General features: G+C 64.1%; 22 protein-coding genes and 1 tRNA gene. 14 read left to right on the forward strand and 9 right to left on the reverse strand.

The features are described from left to right. Window positions 1-248 precede the first annotated feature (248 nt). Window positions 249-1,442 (reverse strand): Do family serine endopeptidase, encoded by a 1,194-nt coding sequence (locus AC1DOX_RS19080; protein ID WP_477101485.1) that lies wholly within the window; start codon window positions 1,440-1,442, stop codon window positions 249-251. A 20-nt stretch (window positions 1,443-1,462) separates the two neighbouring features. Here AC1DOX_RS19080 and AC1DOX_RS19085 point away from each other — a divergent pair, with 20 nt between their 5' ends. Further along, a complete protein-coding gene (locus tag AC1DOX_RS19085; RefSeq protein WP_441619541.1) occupies window positions 1,463-2,209 on the forward strand; it encodes a Nif3-like dinuclear metal center hexameric protein in 747 nt (248 codons plus the stop codon). Between the two features lie 23 nt (window positions 2,210-2,232). On the opposite strand, the gene mscL is transcribed toward AC1DOX_RS19085, so the two are convergent. Beyond that, window positions 2,233-2,667: a large conductance mechanosensitive channel protein MscL gene (gene mscL, locus AC1DOX_RS19090; RefSeq protein WP_441619543.1), complete on the reverse strand. Its 435-nt coding sequence runs from the start codon at window positions 2,665-2,667 to the stop codon at window positions 2,233-2,235. Between the two features lie 219 nt (window positions 2,668-2,886). Between mscL and petA the strand changes: the two genes are divergently transcribed. The 7 genes from petA (at window position 2,887) to AC1DOX_RS19125 (ending at window position 8,568) form a co-directional block, all read left to right on the forward strand. Continuing rightward, on the forward strand, window positions 2,887-3,504 hold the full coding sequence (gene petA, locus AC1DOX_RS19095; protein WP_092141105.1) for a ubiquinol-cytochrome c reductase iron-sulfur subunit: 618 nt from the start codon (window positions 2,887-2,889) through the stop codon (window positions 3,502-3,504). 2 nt (window positions 3,505-3,506) lie between these two features. Further along, the gene (locus AC1DOX_RS19100; RefSeq protein ID WP_441619545.1) at window positions 3,507-4,910 is read left to right on the forward strand and encodes a cytochrome b; all 1,404 of its coding nucleotides are present in this window, start codon (window positions 3,507-3,509) and stop codon (window positions 4,908-4,910) included. A 39-nt stretch (window positions 4,911-4,949) separates the two neighbouring features. Further along, entirely contained in the window at window positions 4,950-5,693 is a 744-nt protein-coding gene (locus AC1DOX_RS19105) for a cytochrome c1 (protein ID WP_092141101.1), read from the forward strand. A gap of 245 nt (window positions 5,694-5,938) precedes the next feature. Next, the gene (locus AC1DOX_RS19110; protein WP_008643086.1) at window positions 5,939-6,550 is read left to right on the forward strand and encodes a glutathione S-transferase N-terminal domain-containing protein; all 612 of its coding nucleotides are present in this window, start codon (window positions 5,939-5,941) and stop codon (window positions 6,548-6,550) included. 27 nt (window positions 6,551-6,577) lie between these two features. Next, window positions 6,578-7,072: a ClpXP protease specificity-enhancing factor gene (locus AC1DOX_RS19115; protein WP_441619548.1), complete on the forward strand. Its 495-nt coding sequence runs from the start codon at window positions 6,578-6,580 to the stop codon at window positions 7,070-7,072. 52 nt (window positions 7,073-7,124) lie between these two features. Next, window positions 7,125-7,200 (forward strand) — tRNA-Thr (locus tag AC1DOX_RS19120). 474 nt (window positions 7,201-7,674) lie between these two features. Then, window positions 7,675-8,568 (forward strand): endo alpha-1,4 polygalactosaminidase, encoded by an 894-nt coding sequence (locus tag AC1DOX_RS19125; protein WP_441619550.1) that lies wholly within the window; start codon window positions 7,675-7,677, stop codon window positions 8,566-8,568. Window positions 8,569-8,648: 80 nt separating this feature from the next. Here AC1DOX_RS19125 and AC1DOX_RS19130 read toward each other — a convergent pair whose 3' ends face one another. Together AC1DOX_RS19130 and AC1DOX_RS19135 are read right to left on the reverse strand one after the other, a co-directional pair. Further along, on the reverse strand, window positions 8,649-9,164 hold the full coding sequence (locus tag AC1DOX_RS19130; RefSeq protein WP_441619640.1) for a M48 metallopeptidase family protein: 516 nt from the start codon (window positions 9,162-9,164) through the stop codon (window positions 8,649-8,651). Between the two features lie 49 nt (window positions 9,165-9,213). Continuing rightward, a complete protein-coding gene (locus AC1DOX_RS19135) occupies window positions 9,214-9,438 on the reverse strand; it encodes a hypothetical protein (RefSeq protein ID WP_092141095.1) in 225 nt (74 codons plus the stop codon). Window positions 9,439-9,575: 137 nt separating this feature from the next. Here AC1DOX_RS19135 and ettA point away from each other — a divergent pair, with 137 nt between their 5' ends. Beyond that, window positions 9,576-11,243, forward strand: coding sequence for an energy-dependent translational throttle protein EttA (gene ettA, locus AC1DOX_RS19140; RefSeq protein WP_441619552.1), 1,668 nt, complete (start codon window positions 9,576-9,578; stop codon window positions 11,241-11,243). Window positions 11,244-11,590: 347 nt separating this feature from the next. Here ettA and AC1DOX_RS19145 read toward each other — a convergent pair whose 3' ends face one another. Together AC1DOX_RS19145 and AC1DOX_RS19150 are read right to left on the reverse strand one after the other, a co-directional pair. Next, entirely contained in the window at window positions 11,591-11,836 is a 246-nt protein-coding gene (locus tag AC1DOX_RS19145) for a hypothetical protein (RefSeq protein WP_441619554.1), read from the reverse strand. After that, the gene (locus AC1DOX_RS19150; protein WP_441619556.1) at window positions 11,833-12,966 is read right to left on the reverse strand and encodes a metallophosphoesterase; all 1,134 of its coding nucleotides are present in this window, start codon (window positions 12,964-12,966) and stop codon (window positions 11,833-11,835) included. Before AC1DOX_RS19150 ends, AC1DOX_RS19145 begins: the two co-directional genes overlap by 4 nt. Window positions 12,967-13,277: 311 nt before the next feature. Between AC1DOX_RS19150 and AC1DOX_RS19155 the strand changes: the two genes are divergently transcribed. The 3 genes from AC1DOX_RS19155 (at window position 13,278) to AC1DOX_RS19165 (ending at window position 17,727) form a co-directional block, all read left to right on the forward strand. Beyond that, window positions 13,278-15,725: a carbohydrate-binding family V/XII gene (locus AC1DOX_RS19155; protein ID WP_441619558.1), complete on the forward strand. Its 2,448-nt coding sequence runs from the start codon at window positions 13,278-13,280 to the stop codon at window positions 15,723-15,725. 224 nt (window positions 15,726-15,949) lie between these two features. Next, window positions 15,950-16,210 (forward strand): efflux RND transporter permease subunit, encoded by a 261-nt coding sequence (locus tag AC1DOX_RS19160; RefSeq protein WP_441619560.1) that lies wholly within the window; start codon window positions 15,950-15,952, stop codon window positions 16,208-16,210. Between the two features lie 71 nt (window positions 16,211-16,281). Next, complete coding sequence (locus AC1DOX_RS19165) at window positions 16,282-17,727, forward strand: efflux transporter outer membrane subunit (RefSeq protein WP_441619642.1); 1,446 nt, start codon at window positions 16,282-16,284, stop codon at window positions 17,725-17,727. Between the two features lie 76 nt (window positions 17,728-17,803). Here the strand turns inward: AC1DOX_RS19165 and AC1DOX_RS19170 are convergent, their stop codons facing one another. From AC1DOX_RS19170 to AC1DOX_RS19180, 3 genes are all read right to left on the reverse strand, one after another. Then, entirely contained in the window at window positions 17,804-19,174 is a 1,371-nt protein-coding gene (locus AC1DOX_RS19170; protein ID WP_441619562.1) for an MATE family efflux transporter, read from the reverse strand. After that, window positions 19,167-19,694 carry a winged helix-turn-helix transcriptional regulator gene (locus AC1DOX_RS19175; protein ID WP_441619564.1) on the reverse strand — a complete coding sequence of 176 codons (528 nt, stop codon included), beginning with the start codon at window positions 19,692-19,694 and terminating at the stop codon, window positions 19,167-19,169. Before AC1DOX_RS19175 ends, AC1DOX_RS19170 begins: the two co-directional genes overlap by 8 nt. 82 nt (window positions 19,695-19,776) lie before the next feature. Then, window positions 19,777-20,697: a LysR family transcriptional regulator gene (locus AC1DOX_RS19180; protein ID WP_441619566.1), complete on the reverse strand. Its 921-nt coding sequence runs from the start codon at window positions 20,695-20,697 to the stop codon at window positions 19,777-19,779. 129 nt (window positions 20,698-20,826) lie between these two features. On the opposite strand from AC1DOX_RS19180, the gene AC1DOX_RS19185 reads away from it, so the two are divergent. Next, window positions 20,827-22,353, forward strand: a complete 1,527-nt coding sequence (locus AC1DOX_RS19185; protein ID WP_441619568.1) for an acyl-CoA synthetase — start codon at window positions 20,827-20,829, stop codon at window positions 22,351-22,353. Window positions 22,354-22,408: 55 nt separating this feature from the next. Continuing rightward, window positions 22,409-23,392: a Bug family tripartite tricarboxylate transporter substrate binding protein gene (locus AC1DOX_RS19190; RefSeq protein ID WP_441619570.1), complete on the forward strand. Its 984-nt coding sequence runs from the start codon at window positions 22,409-22,411 to the stop codon at window positions 23,390-23,392. Window positions 23,393-23,583 lie beyond the last annotated feature (191 nt).

The raw sequence follows: 23,583 nt of genomic DNA on the forward strand, positions 1-23,583 counted from the left end.
CCCAGGCCCCTCTTCTGGTCCCTCAGGCCTTTCAAGTCCAAAAAGTAATCTACCTAACGCATCGTCGACTGCAGCGCCACGATTTGGCCTAACACCCAAAAGTCCACTCCACATGCGCAAGGTGCAAGCGTTGCGCGCGTTGTCCCCAAAGAAAAACCCCGTCAGTCGCCTGACGGGGTTTTCGCTTTCTTGGCACTTAACTTGCTGGTCCTTTGCACTATCCAGAGGTCACTGCCATAACCGCAGGCTCACTCTTCCTCATCCAGCGGCATCGCGCGTCGCGGTGGGGGAGGGCGCTTGCCGATCGTCACGGTGACATCGGCTGGTTTGCCGCGGCGGATGACTTTCATCCTGACCTCGGCACCCGGCTTCAACTGCGCGATGGCGTTCAACAGCGCCGTCGTGTCCGAAATGGATTGCTCGCCGACTGATACCAGCACGTCGCCTGGCTTCACTCCGGCCTTGTCGGCGGGGCCGCCCTGGACCACCGCGGCAATCAGTGCCCCTTCCTTGGCGTCCAGGCCGAAGGATTCGGCGATCTCGGGCGTCATGTCTTGCGGCTCCACGCCGATCCAGCCACGCGTCACAGCGCCCGACGAGATGATGGACTCCATGACCTGCTTGGCGGTCGATACGGGAATCGCGAAACCAATCCCCAGCGAGCCGCCCGAGCGTGAATAGATCGCCGTGTTGATGCCCAGCAGGTTGCCCTGGGCATCGACCAGCGCGCCACCCGAGTTGCCAGGATTGATGGCCGCATCGGTCTGAATGAAGTTCTCGAACGTATTAATGCCCAGGTGGCTGCGGCCGAGTGCCGAAACAATACCCATCGTCACGGTCTGGCCGACGCCGAACGGATTGCCGATCGCCAGGACCACGTCGCCGACTTTCACGTTCTCGATCCGGCCGAGGGTGATCGCCGGGAGGTCCTTCAGCGTGACCTTCAGCACCGCCAGGTCGGTCTCGGGATCGGAGCCCACCACTTTGGCGTTGGCCTTGCGGCCATCGGTCAGGGCGATCTCGATCTCGTCCGCACCATCCACAACATGGTGGTTGGTTAGAATATAGCCCTCGGCGCTGACGATCACACCCGAACCCAGGCTGGATACCGGCTCCTGGCGTTCCGGGAGGCGATCGCCAAAGAAGAATCGAAACCACGGATCTTCGGCCTGCGGATTCGGCGATCGCTTGTTGCCATTCTTGCTGGTAAAGATATTCACCACTGCGGGCATGGCCTGGCGGGCTGCCTCGCTATAAGACCCTTCGGCCGCGGAGCCGGCCACACTCGGCACAACTTCCTTCAGTGCCACGATAGGCGACCCCGATTGCACGGCCACCCGCCCGCGCTGCAGCCACTCGGGTTTGAGCGTGGCCACGACGAACCACACGGCCAGCACGACTGTGACAGCCTGAGCGAAAAACAGCCAGAAGCGGCGCAACATATTGGAGTTTTGAGCAGAAAATGAAAACAAAAGAGCTTGAATTGTACTTGAACGACCTATTGGAAGTTCCCCGTTTCAAGGACTATTGCCCGAACGGCCTCCAAGTGCAAGGTCGACCCGAGGTCACACATATCGTCACAGGCGTCACGGCCAGCCTGGCGCTGGTCGAAGCTGCCATCGAGGCGGGCGCCGACGCCATCCTCGTGCATCACGGATATTTCTGGAAAAACGAGGATGCGCGGATCATTGGGCAGAAACATGCCCGGCTGAAACGGCTGCTGGGTGCGGACGTCAATTTGATGGCGTATCACCTGCCGCTCGATAACCATATCGAACTGGGCAACAACGCGCAGCTGGGCCTGCATCTGGGGTTCACGCCGACCGGCCGATTCAGTGATGACCAACTCGGCTGGACGGGCACGCTGCCCCAGCCGATGCCGCTGCGCGCATTGGCCGCGCATGTGGGCGGCGTGCTGGGACGCGAGCCCCTCGCAATCGGTGATCCGGATCAGATGGTACGCACCGTCGGCTGGTGCACGGGAGGCGCACAGGGGTATTTCGACGCCGCTGTCGCGGCGGGCGTGGATGCCTACCTCAGCGGCGAGGTGTCGGAGCAGACTACGCACCTCGCGCGCGAGAGCGGCGTGGCGTATCTGGCCGCCGGCCACCATGCCACCGAGCGATTCGGCATTCGTGCAGTGGGCGAGCATCTGGCGCAGCGATTCGGCCTGCGCCATACCTTCATCGATATTCCGAATCCGGTCTGAGCCGGGCCCGATCGAATTGGCGATCAGGCGCGCGGAGCTCTCAGGCTGTCTCGGATTTCGCGCAGCAGGACGACGTCTTCAGGCGTCTCGGCGGGCTTGGCCGGTTCCTCGCTCTTGGCGCGCATATTGTTAAATGCGCGGACCATCAGGAAGATGATGAACGCGAGAATCGCGAAATTGACCACGATGGTCAGGAAATTGCCGTAGGCGAATACGGGTACGCCCGCTTTCTTTAGCGCATCGAGCGTATGCGGGATGCCCGGCGGCGGTTCCGCCAGCGTGACGAACATGTTGGAGAAGTCCAGCTTGCCGATCACGCGGCCTACCAACGGCATGATCAGATCGTTGACGATCGAGTCCACGATCTTGCCAAAGGCTGCGCCGATGATCACGCCGACGGCCAGGTCCACCACATTGCCGCGCATTGCAAAGGTTCGGAACTCGCTCATCATGCTCATTATTTTTTCCCCTTATTTGTTGCTTCAGATTAACGTTCACGTCTGACTAAGACTGCATCATCGCACCCCTGAGTGCAAGCCTGGATGCGGCTATGGAGCGGGTATGACCGATTATCGACCAGTCGGCTATCAGTAGTTCGCCTATCGTCGCGGGATGTGCCTCAGGTATAATTTTCGGTTGACGCAAGATCAGATTGATGACATCCCCTGGGGTTTGGAATGAGTGACCAGCAGAACGTGAAGAACGTGGACAAAGGTCGCCGCAATTGGTTGATCGCGACATCTGTCGCGGGCGGCGTAGGAGGCGTGGCTGTAGCAGTTCCGTTTGTCAGTACTTTTGCACCGTCGGAGAAAGCCAAAGCCGCCGGCGCGCCAGTCGAGGCAGATGTCGGTGCGCTCAAGCCCGGCGAGATGATGACCGTGGAGTGGCGCGGCAAACCGGTCTGGATTCTGCGTCGTACGCCCGAGATGCTGGCGTCGCTCAAGAAGACCGATGGCGAAGTCGCCGATCCCCAGTCCGACGTGCCCTTCACCATGAAGACGCCGGACTACTGCAAGAACGAAACGCGATCCCGTGCCGAGCACAAGGACTTGCTGGTTGTCGTCGGCATCTGCTCCCACCTCGGTTGTTCTCCGTCCGGTCCGTTTGCGTCCGGCGCCAATCCCCAGCTCGGTTCCGACCCCGGTTTCCTCTGCCCCTGCCACGGCTCGACATTCGACCTCGCCGGGCGCGTGTTCAAGAACAAGCCGGCTCCGCAAAATCTTGACGTACCCCCCTACCAGTTCCTGACCGACACCAAGATCGTGATCGGCAAGGACGAGAAAGGAGAAGCTTGATCATGGCGGCCGAAAAAGAAGTCAAAACCACTGGCCTGCTGGGCTGGATCGACGCCCGCTTCCCCGCCACCCAACTCTGGGAAGATCACCTCTCCAAGTACTACGCGCCGAAGAACTTCAATTTCTGGTACTTCTTCGGTTCGCTGGCGCTGCTGGTGCTGGTGATCCAGATCGTCACCGGCATCTTCCTGGTGATGAACTACAAGCCGGACGCTACGCTGAACGCCGCCGGCATTCCGGTGGCCTTCGCCAGCGTGGAATACATCATGCGCGAAGTCCCCTGGGGCTGGCTGGTGCGCTACATGCACTCCACCGGCGCCTCGGCGTTCTTCGTCGTGGTCTACCTGCACATGTTCCGAGGCCTGCTGTACGGGTCGTATCGCAAGCCGCGTGAACTGGTCTGGATTTTCGGCTGCCTGATCTTCCTGTGCCTGATGGCCGAAGCGTTCATGGGCTATCTACTGCCGTGGGGCCAGATGTCGTACTGGGGCGCGCAGGTGATCGTGAACCTGTTCTCCGCAATCCCGGTGATCGGGCAGGATCTGTCCCTGTTCATCCGCGGCGACTACGTGGTGAGCGATGCCACGCTGAACCGCTTCTTCTCGTTCCACGTGATTGCGGTACCGCTGGTGCTGCTGGCGCTGGTGATCGCACACATCATCGCGCTGCACGAAGTGGGCTCGAACAACCCGGATGGCGTGGAGATCAAGGCAAAGAAGGATGAGAACGGCATTCCGCTCGATGGCATTCCGTTCCACCCGTATTACTCCGTGCATGACCTGCTGGGCGTCGGTGGTTTCCTGCTGATCTTCTCGGCCGTGATCTTCTTCTTCCCGGAAGTCGGCGGCTATTTCCTGGAAGCCAACAATTTCTTCCCGGCCGATCCGCTGAAGACGCCGCCGCACATTGCGCCGGTCTGGTACTTCACGCCGTTCTACTCGATGCTGCGTGCCACGACGTCGAATTTCCTGCCGATCCTGTGGGTGTTCTTCGCCGTCGTGCTGGGCATGGTGTTCCTGCGCAGCAAGGACTCACGCATCAAGGCGGGTTCGGTGGCGATCCTTGTCATCCTGGCCCTGGGCTTTTACTTCATCGACGCCAAGTTCTGGGGCGTGCTGGTGATGGGTGGCTCAGTGATCGTAATGTTCTTCATGCCGTGGCTGGACTGCTCGCCGGTCAAGTCCATCCGCTATCGTCCCGCTTTCCACAAGACGATTCTGATCGTTTTCGTGGTGGTGTTCCTGGTCCTCGGCTACTTGGGCGTGCAACCGCCGTCGCCGGTGGGTGAGAAGGTGTCGCAGCTTGGTACGCTGCTGTATTTCGCCTTCTTCCTGACCATGCCGCTGTGGAGCCGCGCCGGTGAATTCAAGCCGGTGCCGGAGCGCGTCACCTTCCATCCGCACTGAAGCGTTGCGCGAACCCCGACAAGAGGACAAGGACACAAGATGAAAAAGTTGCTTTCGATCTTCGCACTGGTTGGCGCCTGCTTCGCGGCCATGCCCGCAAGCGCGAGCGAAGGGGGCTATCCCCTGGAGCCGGCGCCGCTGGACACCAGCGACGTGTCGTCGCTACAGCGCGGCGCCAAGTTGTTCGTCAACTACTGCCTGAACTGCCACGGCGCATCGATGATGCGCTACAACCGGCTGAAGGATCTGGATCTGACGGACGACCAGATCCGCCAGAACCTGCTGTTCTCCGCCGACAAGGTGGGCGAGACCATGACGATCGCGCTGCCGCCGAAGGATGCCAAGGTGTTTTTCGGTGCCACGCCGCCGGACCTCTCGGTGATCTCGCGCGCCCGCGGCAACGACTGGCTCTACACGTACCTGCGCACGTTCTACCGTGACGACGCGCGTGCCACCGGCTGGAACAACCTCGTATTCCCGAGCGTCGGCATGCCGCACGTGCTGTGGGAACTGCAGGGCCAGCGCGCCGCCAAGTTCGCCGAAGTGGAAGAGCATGGCGAGAAGGTGCACAAGTTCGCCGGCTTCGAGCAGTTGACGCCGGGCAAGCTGAGCACCCAGGAATATGACCAGGCGGCAGCCGATCTCGTGAATTACCTGAACTGGATGTCCGAGCCGGCACAAAGCCACCGCAAACGACTGGGTGTCTGGGTGCTGCTGTTCCTGCTCATGTTCACGGTCTTCGCCTGGCGCCTCAATGCTGCTTTCTGGAAAGATGTGAAGTAAGTTGTAACAGCTAGCTGTGGTTGCCGGAGGGCCGGCGCGGAAGTTGCAGCATTGCAGCACCGCGTCGGCCCTTCTGCATTGCGCGACGCAACTATAAAGTGTTGAATGGTGCGCTTTCTGTATTTGTAACTTATTTGCTTTTCGATAGGGCGTTCTGACAGAATGTTTGCCCTGTCCGAACTAGCGCTGCCAAGTTCGCCGAATTGCTATGCATTTCGCGGACTTCACACCCAAGGAATTCAACCATGATGGTGTTGTATTCGGGTACCACTTGCCCGTTTTCCCAACGTTGCCGCCTTGTCCTTTTTGAAAAGGGCATGGATTTTGAGATTCGCGACGTAGATCTGTTCAATAAGCCGGAAGACATCTCGGTGATGAACCCGTACGGCCAGGTCCCTATCCTAGTCGAACGAGACCTGATTCTGTACGAATCGAACATCATCAATGAGTATATCGACGAGCGTTTCCCGCACCCGCAGCTGATGCCGGCTGACCCGGTGCAGCGCGCCCGCGCTCGCCTGTTCCTCTTCAACTTCGAAAAGGAACTGTTCACGCACGTCTACGTGCTCGAGAACGAAAAGGGCAAGGCCGCCGAGAAGAACCACGAACGTGCACGTGCCGCCATTCGTGACCGTCTGACTCAGCTCGCGCCGATTTTCGTGAAGAACAAGTACATGCTGGGCGAAGAGTTCTCGATGCTTGACGTCGCCATCGCTCCGCTGTTGTGGCGCCTGGATCACTACGGCATTGAACTGTCGAAGAATGCCGCGCCGCTGCTCAAGTATGCGGAACGGATCTTCAGCCGCCCTGCCTATATCGAAGCACTGACCCCCTCTGAAAAGGTGATGCGTCGCTAAGACGGATCCGACGCCACCGGAAGCGTAATGTCTGAAACGTCCACCAAGCCCTACCTGATCCGAGCCATCTACGAATGGTGCACGGATAATGGTTTCACGCCGTACATCGCCGTCTTTGTCGATGCCAACACAAGCGTGCCGCGCGAGTTCGTGAAGAACAACGAAATCGTGCTGAACGTGAGTTTTGACGCGACAAGCGGTCTGGACATGGGCAATGAGTGGATTGCATTCAGCGCTCGCTTTGGTGGTGTGTCGCGCAAGATCGATGTGCCGGTGGAAAACGTGCTGGCCATCTATGCGCGGGAGAACGGGCAAGGCATGGCGTTTCCGGTGGAGCGCAGCATTCCGGAAACCCAGGCGGCCACGGAGCGGGAGAATAATCCTCCGCCGAAGCTGGCCTCTGTGGATGCGGATGCCCCGACCCCGGTGACGGCGGAAGAGGGCGGCTCGGACGATGATCCGACCCCGCCGCCCGTACCTCGCATCGGCGGCAAGAAACCTTCTCTGAAGGTGGTGAAGTAAGCCATCGTCAAAGTGGACCGCATGCAGTAGAATCGCGGTCTGCACCAAACATGCCGGCTTAGCTCATCAGGTAGAGCAGTTGATTTGTAATCATCAGGTGGCGGGTTCGAGTCCTGCAGCCGGCACCAGAATCTAGAACGGGTCACGCATTTGCGTGGCCCGTTTTGTTTTCACCGCCTCTCACAAGCCCTGCACTTCGCGACGCCCGCTTGCTTCAGCGGCGCCAAGTTGCTCTTGGGTAGCCAATTCTCGTTGATCGTTCCGCCGATAACCGAGGAAGCCCTCATTACCGTAGGCAATTTCAAAAGCCGTTCGTGATGCCGATAGTCCTTCTGCACGCCATCACGACTTCGCCTCGGCAACGAGGGTTCGACTGTGGCTGAATGAGCGAGAGGCGTCGCCGGGTGTCGCATTTCTGCGTCGTGGCGTTACGGCGTCATTGCGTTGCCAATCCGCCCGAACATAATGTCGACACGCTACACCGACCCAAGCGCGATCCAATGACGACGCAAGGGCAACTTCCGCGCCGGAGGCCGGCCGCGCGGATGCGATGGAAAGCCGGCCATTCATTTATTCGTCGGGATGACAGAGGAAGGGCAAGTATGGACAGCAGATTTGCATGCCAGGGCATCGTGCGCCTGGCCGCCGCAATTGTCGTCGGGACGCTGGCCGCGTGCGGCGGTGGTGGAGATGGCGATTCCGGAAACTCGGTCGTGCGCGTCACGGAAACGCCTACCGTGTCGCCGTCCGCAAGTAACAGCATCACCGCCACGACGCGATGGATGCCGGCCGTCACCGATACCTGGCAGCTTCAACTGCAAGGCAAACTCAATACGAGCTATAACGCGGTCGCATTTGATTTCGATCTGTTTGATACGCCCCAGGCGACCATAGACACCTTGAAGGCGCAGGGCAAACGCGTGATCTGCTATTTCTCGGCGGGTAGCAGCGAGGACTGGCGGTCGGATTTCGCGCAGTTCACTGCTGCCGATCAAGGCAATCCGCTCGATGGATGGGCGGGGGAGCGTTGGCTTGATACGCGTTCCGCGAACGTGCGCAACATCATGAAAGCGCGGATGGATCTGGCCAAGTCGAGAGGTTGCGATGGGATCGATCCGGATAATGTCGACGGCTACACGAATAATCCGGGTCTGCCGCTGACGGCCGAGACGCAACTCGACTACAACCGCTTCCTTGCTTCCGAAGCCCATGCGCGTGGGCTTGCCATCGGACTTAAGAATGAGATCGCACAGGTTGCGGAGTTGGCGACAGATTTCGACTTCGCCATCAATGAGCAGTGCTTCCAGTACAACGAATGCGGCGTTTATTCAGCCTTTACTACGCAGGGCAAGGCTGTGTTCAACGTGGAGTACGCGACAAAATGGAAGGACCCGGTGAAGCGTGCAACGTTGTGTGCCAAGGCGAAGGCCCTGAATCTGCGTACGCTGGTATTGCCACTGAAGCTGAACGACAACTTCCGATATAGCTGCGACTAGTAGCTGCGACTAGTAGTTGCGACTAGTACGGGACCAGTGCGTCGACGCGTGCCGCGCTCAGTGCTTCGGCTGATGCGCGGTCATCCGGTGGCGCGCCCGGCCGCGTTTCCGGTCTTTTCGAGCTCGCGCCAGGCCAGGAACAGGCGCGTATCGAATTCAAGCTGGTGATAGTGCGGCTCCATGTGCTCGCAGAGCCGGTAAAACGCCTTGTTGTGGTCGCTCTCTTTAAGGTGAGCGAGTTCGTGCACGACGATCATGCGCAGGAATTCGGGGGGCGCTTCCTTGAACAAGGACGCCACGCGGATTTCCTTCTTTGCTTTTAGCTTGCCGCCTTGCACACGCGATATCGCGGTGTGCAGGCCCAGCGCATGTTGTGCGGTGTCGAGCCGCGCGTCATAGCCCACCTTGTGCAGCGGCGGCGCGCTACGCAGGAATTCCTGCTTGATCTCGGCCGTGTACTCGTACAGGGCCCGATCCGTCTGGATCGTATGACGATCCGCGTAGCGGCGTGCGAGGTGCTCGCCGAGGCCGCCAGCCGCGATCAGCGCGCGCACCTGATCCAGCACGCCCGGGGGATAGCCGCCCAGGAAGCGCATCGGATCCTTGACGCCAGCACGCCAGTTCTCGTTCACGACCGGCGCCTGCTTAGTGATGGTGATGGTGGTGGTGCATCCAGCTGTTATCCATCGAATTCACGAACGACTCGACGGCGTCCTTGTCACCGGTGGCGTGGCGCATCATCTCGCCACACTTGCAGAAGCCCTGGTAAGGCAGGATATGCGAGCATGCCGATGTCTTTTGCAGGTACAGCGTGACAGGTTTCGTGCACTTCTTGCACTTGAACTTGAGGGTCAGGGCGGGTTTGCTCATGGAATAGCGGAATTGTGCGAAAACTGCGAACCCTCCATTGTACTGGCCGCGACCGGAATCAGCCGAAGTGACCAGAGCCCGCCTCGCTTCGTTTGCTACACTCCCGCCATTCCCCAAATTCAAACCGACTCGCACCCATGGCACAGTACGTATTCACCATGAACCGCGTGGGCAAGATCGTTCCGCCCAAGCGTCACATCCTCAAGGACATTTCGCTGTCCTTCTTCCCCGGCGCCAAGATCGGCGTGCTGGGTCTGAACGGCTCGGGCAAGTCGACGCTGCTGAAGATCATGGCCGGCCTCGACAAGGAGATCGAGGGCGAAGCCACGCCGATGCCGAACCTGAACATCGGCTACCTGCCGCAGGAACCGCAGCTCGATCCGGAACAGACCGTGCGCGAATCCGTGGAAGCCGCGCTGGGCGGTGTGTTCGAGGCGCGCAAGAAGCTGGACGAGATCTACGCCGCTTACGCGGAACCGGATGCGGACTTCGACGCGCTGGCCGCCGAGCAGGCCAAGTACGAGGCGATCCTGGCTGCAAGCGACGGCAATAACGCCGAATTGCAGCTCGACATCGCCGCCGATGCGCTGCGCCTGCCGCCGTGGGATGCCAAGATCGGACATCTCTCCGGCGGGGAAAAGCGCCGCGTGGCGCTGTGCCGCCTACTGCTGTCGCGCCCGGACATGCTGTTGCTCGACGAACCGACCAACCACCTGGACGCCGAATCGGTGGACTGGCTCGAGCAGTTCCTCACGCGTTTCCCGGGCACCGTGGTGGCCGTGACCCACGACCGCTACTTCCTGGACAACGCCGCCGAGTGGATCCTGGAACTGGATCGCGGCCACGGCATTCCGTGGAAGGGCAACTACAGCTCGTGGCTGGACCAGAAGGAGCAGCGGCTGAAGCAGGAAGAGTCGAGCGAATCCGCACGCCAGAAGGCACTGCACAAGGAACTGGAGTGGGTACGCCAGAACCCGAAGGGTCGTCAGGCCAAGTCGAAGGCGCGTCTGGCCCGCTTTGACGAGCTGAACAGCCAGGAATACCAGAAGCGCAACGAAACCCAGGAAATCTTCATCCCGGTGGGCGAGCGCCTGGGCAATGAAGTGATCGAGTTCGACGGCGTGAGCAAGGGTTACGGCGACCGACTGCTGATCGACAACCTCAGCTTCAAGGTGCCGCCGGGTGCGATCGTGGGCATCATCGGCCCGAACGGCGCCGGCAAGTCGACCTTCTTCCGCATGCTGACCGGCAAGGAACAGCCGGACAGCGGCGAGATCAAGATCGGGCCGACCGTGAAGATGGCGTTTGTCGACCAAAGCCGCGACGCCCTCGATGGGAACAAGACCGTGTTCGAGGAAATCTCGGGTGGCTCGGACATCCTGACGGTGGGTCGGTATGAGACGCCGTCGCGCGCGTACATCGGCCGCTTCAACTTCAAGGGTGGCGACCAGCAGAAGCAGGTGGGCACGCTCTCGGGCGGTGAACGCGGCCGCCTGCACATGGCCAAGACGCTGATTGCCGGCGGCAACGTGCTGCTGCTGGATGAGCCGTCGAACGACCTGGATGTGGAAACGCTGCGCGCGCTGGAAGATGCGCTGCTGGAGTTCGCCGGATGCGTCATGGTGATCTCCCACGATCGCTGGTTCCTCGATCGTATCGCCACGCACATCCTGGCGTTCGAGGGCGAATCGCATGTGGAGTTCTTCCCGGGCAACTACCAGGAATACGAAGCAGACAAGAAGCGTCGCCTGGGCGAAGAAGGGGCCAAGCCGAAGCGCATTCGCTACAAGCCGATCGAGCGCTGATCGTTGCCGGTTCATCCGGGCAGGCTGCAAGGGTAGCCTGAACCGGGCGATCGCTGACGAACAGCCCCGATGATCCACCCTCCGCAGCCATCGCTGCGGAGGGCCGCTCCCGACGGCCTCGCAGGTGCGTCGCCTCGACGCATACGTAGTGCTCAATTCCGTCAAGACCGTGGCTGGCGCAATGCCATCCGGGCGTGACGCGCATCTCCGCTTCTCCGAATCCCACCGGCACGATATTCACAACGCGGTCTCGCGGCAGGGACGCGTTAGAGCGTCATCATTAGCCTCTCCGAATCTGTCGAAATTCGCGCAGGCATGGCCGCCATTCACGCGAGTCCGGCGTCGGATCAAATACCGGCCTGTCCCCGGGAGAGCGCATCTTCTACCAACGCTGCACGGTATGTCATGGTCCCCGCGATCCGGGCCAGTTCAGTGAGAAGCAATGGCTCGGCATCACGCAAAGCATGTTCCTCCGGGCGGGCTTGAATGACGAAGAGCGCAAGGCCGTCCTGGAGTTTCTGCTCAAGAACGCCAAAAAATAGCAACGCCGGTGAAGCTGCGGCCGCCTGCACTGATACGGCGGCAGCCTTCACCCCTTCACCAACCGCAGCCTGGTAATTTCCGATGGCGCGCCAAAGCGCTTCGGCGGTCCCCAGTAGCCCGTCCCCCGACTGACATAGACCCACAGCCCCTCGTGCCGGTTCAGGCCGTGCACGTAGGGCTGCTGCATCGGCACGAACAGGTTCCACGGCCAGAACTGGCCGCCGTGGGTGTGGCCGGACAACTGCAGGTCAAAGCCCGCCGACGCCGCCGCCGGCGCCGTGCGTGGCTGGTGCGCCAGCAGCACCCGCACCGCCGCATCGGGCGGTGCACCGGACAGCGCCTGGGCGGGGTCACTGCGATGACTGTCGATGAATTTTCCTGCCGAGTAGTCGGTCACGCCGCCGAGCACCAGTGCTGCCCCCGCGCGATCGACCACGACGTGCTCGTTCATCAGCACGCGTACGCCCAGGCGCCGCAGTTCGGCGATCCACGGTTCGGCGCCCGAGTAGTACTCGTGGTTGCCCGTGACAAAGTACGTGCCGTCCCTGGCGGAGAGCCGCGCCAGCGGCGCCGTGTGTAACGCCAGTTCGCGCACGGAACCGTCGACAAGATCGCCGGTGATGGCCACGGCGTCGGCCTGCAGGCCGTTCACACGGTCCACGATGCGATCGAGATAAGGCCGCTTGATCGTCGGACCCACGTGGATATCGCTGATCTGGGCGATGGTGAAGCCATGCAGGGCCTCAGGCAGGTTGGGGATGGGCACGTCCACTTCCACCACCTTCGCCAGCCCGCGCGCATTGATATAGCCGATCAGTGTCACGACCAGCGCCAGGATCAGCACCGCCGCCGCGCTATAGGCCAGCGATCCCGCCGGATGCCAGCCGGCGATCAGGGCGACGAGCAGAAAGATATCCCGGGCAACCGTCAGGATCAGCAACGATGAGAAGAAGCCCATCGCCAGCATCCCGATCCAGGAAATCCGATCCGCCCAGGGTGGCGCGAACCGGCGCGCCAGCAGCGCGCTGGGCAGCAGCAGCGCCGAGACGATCAGCCAGATCGCCCCCACGCAGCTCACTGCCATCGGCACGGGCAGGTCCGGCAACAGCCGCACGCCGATATAGGCATGCAGCAGCGCCGTGATCGAGGCGGCGAACAGGATCGAGCGGCGGGGTGGCATGGCACTCATGACGGGTTCTGGAGGATGGGGTTCGGACAAGGTGAGGCTGTCGCAACCGGGCTTCAAGGGGCGGAGGGCGAATAAGAAGCCAAGCAAGATGCACACCCGGTTGCCCCGGAGCACCTCTCCGGCCGTACCTGTCGCTGCGGTGATCTGTCCGTTTTCCATCGGGACAGTGAATGTTTTTGAATCCGATTGTTCCGGCCGACGCGCTCCTTTAGATTCATCTGACGAGGCAGGCTGTGTCGGATGCTGCCCAATTTCTACCCCGATGACTCCATTAAATCGCTCCAGGAATGGATGGAGAATCCATGGCGTTCCGCTTTCCGCGTTCCATCCCGCGCGCCGCGCTGACCCAGGTGCTGGTTGCTGCCGCACTGCTGACCGGCGCCTCGCCTGCCGTGCTGGCAGCCAGCGCCGGCATGACCGCCAGTACCGCCCAAAAGCTGCCGTCGCTGGCGTGGCCGCGCAACTTTGACGCGGCTGGCGAGCACATCGAGATGTACCAGCCCGAGATCGAGAAATGGGAAGGCAACCGCATGTCCGGCCGGGCGGCCGTGGCCGTGGGCGCCAAGGATGGTACGCCTACCTATGGGGTGGTGAGATTCTCCGCGACGGCCGATATCGACAAGCCGTCGTCGCTGGTCCAGCTGACACAGATCCAGGTGGAAAGCGTGGATGTGCCCACGCGGCCCGGCGCCGCGGATGCCGTGCGCCAGGCGCTGATCGCGCGGCTGCCGGCGAAGGGCCTGACGGTGCCGCTCGACGAACTCCAGGCCAGCTACGCGGTGTCGCAGGAGCTGGCGCGCGCGGTCCGCGTGCCGGTGAAGAACGACGTGCCGCAGATCCTTTTCGCCACCACGCCGACGCTGCTCGTCCATGTGGATGGCGATCCCGTCTGGCGTCCCGTGCCCGGCACGCGCTTCGAGCGCGCCCTCAACAGCCGCGCGCTGCTGCTGCGGGACGGCGGTGGCGAGCTCTGGCTGCGGGCGGCCGGCTACTGGTACCGGTCGGAGTCAGCCGGCGGTGCGTGGGAGGCCGCGGCCTCGCCGCCCGCGGCGCTGCTCGGTGCAGCCAGCAAAGCCGGCGCCAGCCAGAACGAGCCGAAGCCCGACCCGATGCTGCCTGCCAACAGCAAGAAGCCGGCCAGGGCGCCGGAGATCCTGCTGGTCACGCAGCCGGCGGAACTGATCGTCACGACCGGCGCACCGCAGATGGCGCCCGTCGGCGGCGTCAACCTGCTGACAATCTCCAATGCCGACCACGCGGTGTTTGTCGATCCGTTGACCAACCAATATTACGTACTGGTTTCTGGCCGCTGGTTCCGTGCGCCGATGCTGACCGGCCCCTGGGAATACGTCGCCGGCGCGCAGTTGCCGCCGGACTTCGCGAGGATCTCGCCGCAGGATGCAAAGGCCAATGTACTGGTTTCCGTGCCGGGTACGCCGCAAGCGAAGGAGGCCGAGATCGCCGCGACGATTCCACAGACGGCGTCGGTATCCCGGTCCAAGGCGGTTGTGGCCATCGTCTATGATGGCACGCCAAAGTTCACGGCGATCACCGGTACCTCGCTGAACTACGCGATCAACACTGGCACGCCCGTGATCGAAGTCGACAGCAGCCACTACTACGCGGTGGCCAATGGCGTGTGGTTCACGGCCAGCGCGCCGGGCGGCCCGTGGCGCGTGGCGACAGAGGTTCCCTCTGCGATCTACACGATTCCGCCCAGCTCGCCGCTGTATTACGTGACCTATGTGCGTATCTACTCCGTTACGCCGGACACCGTGGTCGTCGGCTATACCCCCGGTTACATGGGCGTGGTGGTCAGTGCCGACGGCACGGTCGTCTACGGCACCGGCTACATCTATCCGCCCTATGTCGGCACCTACTACTACGGCTATCCCGCGACCTATGGCTATGGTGCGGGTTTCGGCGTCGGCGTGGCCGAGGGCTTTGCGTTCGGCTTCGCGGTCGGGGCGATCTGGGGTGCGGCGTCGCCATATTGGGGGCCGTACTGGTGGGGCGGCGCCCAATACTGGAATTACGTCAATGTGAACCAGACCAATTTCTACGGCGGGTGGGGGCAGGGCACGGTCACGCATGCGGAGGGCTGGAATGCCTGGACGGGCACACAGTGGCGCGGCACCGCGGGCGCGGGCTACAACGCCGCCACGGGCGGGCGCTTCCAGGGCAGCCAGGGCGCCGCGTTCAATCCGTATTCCGGCAACTATGCGGCCGGGCGCCAGGGATCGTTCGCCAATCCGTCGACCGGGAGGGAAGGCGCGGGACGCGGCGGCGTGGTGGGCAACGAATACACCGGCAACTATGCGGCGGGCCGTCAGGTCACTGGCTATAACGCACAGACGGGCCGGGTCGGTGCGGCGGAAGCCGGCGTGGCTGGCAACACGCAGACCGGTGCGCAAACGGCGGGCAGCCGCGGGTTTGTCGCCAATCCGGACAAGAACAACGCCGTTGCCTGGAACAACGGCAACGTTTACGCGGGCCACGACGGCAACGTCTATCAGCGCACGGACGACGGCTGGCAGAAGCACACGAGTGACGGATGGCAGCCGGTGCAGCCCAACAGCGATGTCAACAGCCGGCTGGATCAGCAGCGGCAGGCGCGGGAGGTGGGCCAGCAACGATTTGGGAATACGGCGGCGCAGCGGTGGCAGGGCCGCTTTGCCGGCGGTGGTTTCCAGGGGGGCGGTGGCCGCTTTGGCGGAGGTGGCGGCCATTTCCACGGCTTCCGCCGCTGACGTCGCGCCGGCAGCCTGAAGCGGCGGGCCTTTGCCGCGATGGCCATGTCGGGCGACGCAAGAGTCACCCACGTGCCGTGCGATATCGCCGAAATCGCTTAACGCGGCGGCTAAAGATTTGAATGGTCGCGGCGACCGCGGCGACTTAACCTGCCGGATGGACGCAACGCGGCCAGCCGGGGCTGTCGCACGCGGACGCCGCCGTAGAGGCGGCCAAGCTGCGCTTGCGGCCGATCGTGATGACTTTGCTGGCATTCATCCCCGGTGCCGTGCCGCTTTTTGTCGCCACCGGTGCGGGATCGAACTCACGACATTCGATCGGTACCGGTATCGTTGGCGGGATGATCGCGGCCACGTCGCTGGCGCTGCTGTTCGTGCCCTTGTTCTCGTGGCTCGTGGGCACGGCCGCCGACAAGTGGGCGGCGCGCGGTCGCAGTAGGAGTGAGCCCACATCCGCCACACCGACAGTCGGAGAATCGCCATGAGCGCCGCAATCCGCAACCCCGTGATTCGCCCGGCCGCCATCCGGCAGGCCAGGCTCTGCAATGGCGCGTTGATGGCCGCCGTGCTCGCGCTGGCGGGGTGTGCCGTCGGGCCCGATTACCAGCGGCCCGAGGTGGCGCAGCCCGCCGCCTACCGGCTCGATACCGGCGTGCTCACCGTGGCAGCCGACAGCGACTGGTGGAACAGCTTTGACGATCCCGTGCTGACCGCGCTGGTGGAGACGGCGCTGCGCAACAGCTATGACGCCCGCATTGCCGCCGCCCGCATCGACGAGTTCCGCGGCCAGTTGATGGTCGCGCGTTCGGGCTTTTTTCCGCACTTGAATGCCACGGCGGCAGCCGGGCGGCAGAAGGGCGGCACGTTTGGCGGCACGTTGGCGACCGGGTCCGGCGGTCCGCGCAATTCTTATGAGGCGCTGCTCAACGCCAGCTGGGAAATCGACCTCTGGGGACGCATCCGCCGTCAATCGGAAGCCGCCGAGGCGAGCCTGTGGAACGCGGAGTACACGCGGCGCGGCGTGGTGCTGTCGCTGGCGGCGTCGGTGGTGCAGGGCTATGCCACGCTGCGTGGCCTCGATGCGCAGCTGGAGATCGCGCAGGCAACGCTGGAGACCCGCGGCCGCGCGCTGGATATCTTCAAGCAGCGCTACGAGGGCGGCGTGATCTCGCAGGTGGAGTTGTCGCAGTCGGAGAATGACTACTATTCGGCCGAGGCGACGATCCCGCCGCTGCGTACGGCAATCGCCCAGACCGAGAATGCGTTGTCGGTGCTGCTGGGTCGAGAGCCCGGCCCGATCGAACGGGGCAAGACCGTCATCGAGTTGCAGGCGCCGCCCGCGGGGGCCGACTTGCCGGCAGCCTTGCTGTCGCGCCGGCCTGACTTGCTGCAGGCCGAGCAATTGGCGGTGGCCGCGAACGCCCAGGTGGGTGCGGCCCAGGCGCTGTTCCTGCCTGCGGTGAACCTGTCCGGACTGTTTGGCGCGCTTGCGACATCTCCGGCCGGGCTGTGGCACAGCGCGTCGGAGGTATGGGGCTTTGGCGTCGGCCTCACGCAGCCGGTGTTCCAGGGCGGCGCGATTCGCGGGCAGGTGACGAGCGCCGAGTCCGTCCGCGACCAGTCGATGCTGGCCTATCAGGCGAGTGTGCTGAACGCGTTGGCCGACGTGAACAGTGCGCTGGCCAACGGCATCGAGACGCGCAACCGGCTGGGCAGCCTGCGCAGGCAGGAGCAAAGCCTGACGATCTACGCGGACCAGTCGGACGCGCGCTACGAGGGCGGATATTCGAGCTACCTTGAGGTCACCGACGCGCGGGAGAAACTGTTCACGGCCCAGCTGGCCGCGGTTCAGGGACAGGTCGATGTGCTCACGGGCACCGCGGCGCTGTACAAATCGCTGGGCGGCGGCTGGACGGCCGTGCCGGCGGATGTGCGGGACGCCGGACTGGGCGGGGAGGCGAAAGCCGTGGCACGCCAGCAGGCCGATTCCCCCAAGCCTTGACCGCTCGCATCTGTGGGCGACGATCGACGTGCCCACAAGAGAATGTTGCCCGCGCCCAGCCGGGGGAGCGGCGATCTTAGGCGCGCGGTGACCACTCGCCTTTGCGTACACCGATCGCCGTGATCAGCCCGTAAGAGGTGATCCCCAGCGCCACGCCCAGGAAATGGCCGTCGAGGCCCATGCCCGCGACGTTGGCCAGCAGCCACCCGCCGCCGGCCGCCAGCGCGATGCGGCACAGTCCCGCCACAATCGGCCAGCGCATCCTTCCCGCACCCATCGACGCGAAGTAGAGCGCCATGCCCAGCCCGAAGCCACCGAACGCCGGGCCGACCCAGGACAGCGCGCGCGCCGCGATCGCACCCACCTCGGCATCCTTCGTGAACATCGCTGCGAATTGTGCGGGCGCGAGGCCGACGGCCGCGCCCACCGTGCCGGCGATGACCAGCGCCAGCAGCGCGCCCACCCAGGCGGTGCGGCGCGCGGTATGCCAGTCGCCGGCACCCACGGCGCCACCGACCAGCGCGGTCAGCGCCGAGCCGACGCCGAAGGCCAGCGGGATCATCAGGAATTCCAGCCGCGCCGAGATGCCATAGGCCGCCACCGCCGTGGTGCCGAAGTGCCGCAATTGCGCGGTGATCAAGATCGTGGTCAGGTTGGCGACGGATGCCAGCGCGCAGGCCACCAGCCCCACCGACAGGATCTGATAGAACAGTGCGCCGGACGGCCGCACGCGCAGCGTCGGCACAAAGCCCGCCCCGCCCCGGATCACGACAAGCGCCATGGCCAGCGCAGCCGCCCATGACACGGCGGCCAGCGCGGCGCCGATGCCGGCGAGGCCCATCCCCACACGCTCGGCCAGCCACCACGACAGGATCGGGAAGACGATCCACATGCCGCACAGCACGCGCGCGGCCAGTGCATGACGTCCGCCGCCGCGCAGTACCGAGGCGAGGGTGTTGGCCAGCCACGCGGGCACCGCGCCGGCACCGAACAGCCAGATCGCATAGGGCGTCGCGGCCTCCGCCGCGGTGGCGCCGGCCACGGCGCCAAACACGCGCTCCGGAAAGCCGGCCAGTCCGATGGCAAAGGCCAGGCCCGCCGTCACCGCGATGATCACGGCATGGAGCACGAGCGAGGATGCTTCCTCGCGCCGTCCGGCGCCGAGGGCGCGGGCGATGGCGGATACCACGCCGCCGCCCATCGCCCCGGCGGACATTTGCTGGAGCAGCAGCGCGAACGGCAACACCACGGCCCAGCCGGCCAGCGCCGCCGTGCCCTGGCGCGCGGCCAGACAGGTTTCGATCAGTTGGGCACCCGCTTGCAGGATGGCGACGAGGCTGGTCGGTGCCGCCAGTACGGCGATGCGGCGCGCAATGGCCGTCGCGGGCACGAAGTCGCCAACGGTGGGCGAGGTGCCGTCGAGCACGAGGGCATCCGGCTTAGTCATGACTCCTGGCCTTCGTGTCGGCGGTGACATCGTCGGTCGCCGGTTCGCCGAAACGGGAGCGCAGGTAGCGGCCGGCACCGGGTCCCGGGCGCACGCGCAGATCGTCGACGGTGATCGCGCTGCCGTCCGGGCGCGTCAGGGTGGCGGCAACAATCTCCTTGCCGTCGCGCTTGTCTTCGAGCACGGTCAGCGGACCCTTTTCATCGGCCATCCAGCGGTCGGCCCAGCCCTTGAGCGCAACGTAGACCGGGAAGAAGTCGCGACCCATCTCGGTGAGCGTGTAGATGTGGCGCGCACCGCCGCCGGGCGCGGGCGACTTCTCCAGCAGCCCGTGGCTGACCAGCGTCTTCAGCCGCGCGCTGAGGATATTGGGGGCGATGCCGAGATGCCGCTCGAATTCATCGAAGCGTGTGCTGCCGTAATACACCTCCCGCATCAGCAGGATCGCCCAGCGCTCGCCGAGCATCGCCATCGACCGGGCGACGGGGCAGGGCATGTTGGCAAAGTCGGTGGGGGCCATGGTCTCGTCGTTTTACTTTTGAAATGCAAGTAAAAACGGATCATAGCTTGCGAACTGAAAGCTCGTCGGAAAAATCTGTGATCTATTCGGCAGCGAAGACGTCGAGGCCGGCGATGGCATCCCGGAGAAACGTGATCAGCGCCCGCGTCGCCATCGACAGATGCGGATTCGGCGTGGTGATGATGTACAGCCGGTTGCCGAGCCCCTCGGGCTTCCAGTCCGGCAGCACGGGCACCAGCGTGCCGCGCCGCACGTCCTCCCAGCCCGCATAGACCGGCAGCAGGCTGATGCCATGGCCCTCGCGCACCGCATGCATCAGGAACGTGAAGTGCTCCGACTGCAGGGAGGGCGCAATCTCCACGTCTTCGCGCTCCGGGCCGTCGCACGTGTCGCGGCCCAGCGTCAAGACGAAACGTCTCGATGTGTAGGGCGGGCACAGGAAACGGCATTTGGCCAGGTCCGAGGGGGTCCGCACGGGCGGAATGCTGGCGAGGTAGTCCGGCGACGCGCACAGCTGCCAGCGGATCGCACAGACGTCGCGCGCCACCGTGTCCAGCGGCGGCGTGGACGTCACCTTCAGCGCCACGTCGATTTCCGCCGCGATCAGGTCCGTCACGCGATTGGCAAAGAACACCCGCAGCGAGATGCCCGGATGCCGCTTGGCAAACTGCAGCAACAGCGGGGCGATGAAGGCGTCGCCGAGGCCGGTGGGCACGCTCACACGCACGTGTCCGCGCAGCGTCTTGCCCAGGCTGTCGATCTCCGCCTGCGCCGCGGCCACTTCCTGCAGGATGCGCAAGCCGTGTTCGTAGAGCGATTGGCCCGGGTCGGTCATTTCCAGCCGGCGCGTGGTCCGGCGTAGCAGTCGGATGCCGGCCTGCTCTTCCAGTTGCGCCAGCTGCCGGCTGATTTGCGATCTCGTGACGCCGCGCCGGCGGCCGGCTTCCGCGAGATTGCCGGCTTCCACGATGTCCACGAAGGCCTGGATCAGGTTGAGGTCCATGCGAGGCGTCCGAATGATTGTCGAGTCAGGCGCAACATTGTGATTCCGGGGCACCGCATTGTCGATAGCCGCATGCGCCGCTACAGTGGCCGTTCGCCCGGCTTCAGACCGGGAATGATGGAGACAAGAATGCCCGCAGACCTCTGGTTCGAATCGTTGCACCGCCCCGGCGCGGAAGTCCAGGATCGCGGCACGCGGCTGGCCGGGGGATTGCGCCGGCTGGGGCTCGAAGAGGGCGCGGTCGTCGCCGTCCTGCTGCGCAACGATCCGGTCTTTGCCGACGTGGTGTTTGCGTGCCGCACCGCCGGCACCTACTACTGCCCGATCAACTGGCACTTCACGGCGGAGGAAGTCCGCTTCCTGCTGGAAGACAGCGCTGCAAGCGTGCTGATCGCCCATGCAGACCTGCTGCCCGCGATCCGAGGCGTCGTTCCGGCCGGCGTCGCCGTGCTGACCGTCGGTGGCCGCAATGACGGTGAAAGCGGTGATGTCGAGGGTGACGGTGGTGGCGCCATGGCATACGAGCCCTGGCTTGCCGGGCAGCCCGCCTATGACGGCCCGCGCGTGGCGCCGCGCGGGCATCTGGCCTATACGTCGGGAACCACGGGACGCCCGAAGGGCGTGCTGCGCCATCCCGTGCCGCTCGACGAACTCGACGACCAGCTTGCCCGCATGCGTTCCGTGGTCGCCAAGGCCATCGGCATCGTACCGGGCTGCCGTGCCCTGATGTCGGCGCCGCTCTATCACAGCGCGCCGGGCGTGTTTATCCAGAACGCGCTGCAGATGGCCGAGCGCCTGGTGCTGACGCCGCGCTTTGATGCCGAGCAGGTGCTGGCGCTGGTGGAACGGCATCGCATCGACGTGCTCTACCTGGTGCCGATCATGTACGTGCGGCTGCTGAAACTGCCGCCCGAGGTGCGCGCGCGCTATGACCTGTCGTCGATCCGCTTCGTGGCCTCCACGGGTTCGCCTTGCTCGCCCGAGGTCAAGCGCGCGATGCTGGACTGGCTCGGGCCCGTCATTCACGAGACCTATGCATCCAGCGAAGCCGGCATGATCACGGTGGCCACGCCGGCCGATGCGGCCGAGCGACCCGGGACCGCAGGGCGCCCGGTCGACGCCGCCAGTCTGCGCATCCTCGACGAAGCCGGCAACCCCTGTGCGCAGGGAGACGTCGGCTTGATCTATGTACGCCAGCCCGCCTACCCGGACTTCACCTACCTCAACAACGACGTCGCCCGCCGCACCATCGACCGCGACGGGCTGGTGACGCTTGGCGACATGGGCTATGTGGACGCCGACGGCTACCTGTTCATCTGCGATCGCGCATCGGACATGGTGATCTCCGGCGGCGTGAACATCTATCCGGCCGAGATCGAGCACGAACTCGTGCGCTACCCCGGCGTGGCCGATTGCGTGGTGTTTGGCGTGCCCGACGACGAATACGGCGAGCGCCTGCATGGCGTGGTCCAGCCTGTGCAGGGGGTGACGATCGAGCCCGCCGCGGTCATCGACTGGCTCAAGGGCCGGCTGTCCGGCTTCAAGGTGCCACGCACGATCGAGGTCACGGCGCAATTGCCGCGCGACGAAACCGGCAAGCTGGCCAAGCGTCGGCTGCGCGATCAGCACTGGGCGGGACGGCAGCGCCGCGTCTGAGTACCCCCGCGACGCTTTGCCACAGCAATCCACAATAAGAGAGAGGAGACCACCGATGTATCGCAGAACTGCCATGCTGGCAGCCGCCAGTGCGCTCGGACTTGCCGTCGGCGCCGGCGTCGTGCCGTCCGCCCATGCCGCCTACCCGGAGCGCCCGATCAAGCTGGTCGTGCCCTACACCCCGGGCGGCTCGACCGACCAGTTCGGCCGCGCGCTGGCCGAGGGGATGTCGCGCGAACTGAAGCAGCCCGTGGTCGTGGAGAATCGCCCGGGCGCCAACACGATGGTCGGCACGCAGAGCGTGTCGCGCGCCCAGCCGGACGGCTACACGATCCTGATGGGCACCAGCGCCAGCATGGTGCTCAACCCGATGCTCTACAAGAAGCCCGGCTACGATCCAAAGGACTTCAAGGTCATCACGATCGGCATCGAAGTGCCGCTGGTCGTTGTCACCAACAACCAGGTGCCGGCCGGCAATACGCGCGACTTTGCCGGTTATGCCAAGGCCGCGGGCGGCAAGCTCAACTACGCGTCCGTCGGGCTGGGCAATCCGCTGCAGCTGGCCACCGAGATGCTGAAGTCCGAACTCGGCATCGACATCACCCACGTGCCATACAACGGCAGCGCGCCGGCGCTGTCCGCGCTGCTGGCCAACGACGTGCAGCTGATGGTGGATGTGGTCAGCACCTCGCTGCCACATATCAAGGCTGGCAAGCTCAAGGCGCTGGCAGTGACCGGTCGCTCGCGGCTGGACGTGCTGCCCAATGTGCCCACGGTGGCGGAAAGCGGCTATCCCAATTTCCACGCCGCCACGTGGTTCGGGCTGGCCGTTCCGGCGCAGACCCCCGCCGATGTCGTAGGCAAGCTGCAAGCTGCGGCGGCGCGCGTGCTGGTCGATCCGCAGTTCCGCAACACGTTTGGTGCGCTGGGGCTGGTCGTCCAGGCGCCGCGCACGCAAGCGGAAATCGACCGCTACGTGACGGCCGATCGCGAGAGCTGGGGCAAGGTCATTCGCGCCAACCACATCAGCCTGGACTGATCGGCGGCACGGGGCCGGGATCGGCGGGCTATAGTACGAGGACGCTGCGGCATGCCCGGTGCGGCTGCCACCGCAGGGGGCGCGGCGGACGTCTTCGTTGCCACTGCTCTCGCGCGCTTCCATGACCGAGTCCGTCGAACCGCCTGATTCGCCCCGATCCGTCCCGCGTCGCGATGCGGCCAATCCGACCG

This window comes from Cupriavidus sp. 01L415 (assembly GCF_056400065.1).

Bases quoted from the DNA above. Each gene is read 5' to 3' on its own strand.
- AC1DOX_RS19175 (WP_441619564.1), bottom strand. From the start codon at position 19,694: ATGGCCCCCACCGACTTTGCCAACATGCCCTGCCCCGTCGCCCGGTCG.
- AC1DOX_RS19190 (WP_441619570.1), top strand. From the start codon at position 22,409: ATGTATCGCAGAACTGCCATGCTGGCAGCCGCCAGTGCGCTCGGACTT.
- AC1DOX_RS19125 (WP_441619550.1), top strand. From the start codon at position 7,675: ATGGACAGCAGATTTGCATGCCAGGGCATCGTGCGCCTGGCCGCCGCA.
- AC1DOX_RS19080 (WP_477101485.1), bottom strand. From the start codon at position 1,442: ATGTTGCGCCGCTTCTGGCTGTTTTTCGCTCAGGCTGTCACAGTCGTG.
- AC1DOX_RS19185 (WP_441619568.1), top strand. From the start codon at position 20,827: ATGCCCGCAGACCTCTGGTTCGAATCGTTGCACCGCCCCGGCGCGGAA.
- AC1DOX_RS19110 (WP_008643086.1), top strand. From the start codon at position 5,939: ATGATGGTGTTGTATTCGGGTACCACTTGCCCGTTTTCCCAACGTTGC.
- AC1DOX_RS19100 (WP_441619545.1), top strand. From the start codon at position 3,507: ATGGCGGCCGAAAAAGAAGTCAAAACCACTGGCCTGCTGGGCTGGATC.
- AC1DOX_RS19115 (WP_441619548.1), top strand. From the start codon at position 6,578: ATGTCTGAAACGTCCACCAAGCCCTACCTGATCCGAGCCATCTACGAA.
- AC1DOX_RS19170 (WP_441619562.1), bottom strand. From the start codon at position 19,174: ATGACTAAGCCGGATGCCCTCGTGCTCGACGGCACCTCGCCCACCGTT.
- ettA (WP_441619552.1), top strand. From the start codon at position 9,576: ATGGCACAGTACGTATTCACCATGAACCGCGTGGGCAAGATCGTTCCG.
- mscL (WP_441619543.1), bottom strand. From the start codon at position 2,667: ATGAGCATGATGAGCGAGTTCCGAACCTTTGCAATGCGCGGCAATGTG.
- AC1DOX_RS19180 (WP_441619566.1), bottom strand. From the start codon at position 20,697: ATGGACCTCAACCTGATCCAGGCCTTCGTGGACATCGTGGAAGCCGGC.
- AC1DOX_RS19135 (WP_092141095.1), bottom strand. From the start codon at position 9,438: ATGAGCAAACCCGCCCTGACCCTCAAGTTCAAGTGCAAGAAGTGCACG.
- petA (WP_092141105.1), top strand. From the start codon at position 2,887: ATGAGTGACCAGCAGAACGTGAAGAACGTGGACAAAGGTCGCCGCAAT.
- AC1DOX_RS19150 (WP_441619556.1), bottom strand. From the start codon at position 12,966: ATGCCACCCCGCCGCTCGATCCTGTTCGCCGCCTCGATCACGGCGCTG.
- AC1DOX_RS19105 (WP_092141101.1), top strand. From the start codon at position 4,950: ATGAAAAAGTTGCTTTCGATCTTCGCACTGGTTGGCGCCTGCTTCGCG.
- AC1DOX_RS19130 (WP_441619640.1), bottom strand. From the start codon at position 9,164: ATGCGCTTCCTGGGCGGCTATCCCCCGGGCGTGCTGGATCAGGTGCGC.
- AC1DOX_RS19085 (WP_441619541.1), top strand. From the start codon at position 1,463: ATGAAAACAAAAGAGCTTGAATTGTACTTGAACGACCTATTGGAAGTT.
- AC1DOX_RS19155 (WP_441619558.1), top strand. From the start codon at position 13,278: ATGGCGTTCCGCTTTCCGCGTTCCATCCCGCGCGCCGCGCTGACCCAG.
- AC1DOX_RS19165 (WP_441619642.1), top strand. From the start codon at position 16,282: ATGGCCGCCGTGCTCGCGCTGGCGGGGTGTGCCGTCGGGCCCGATTAC.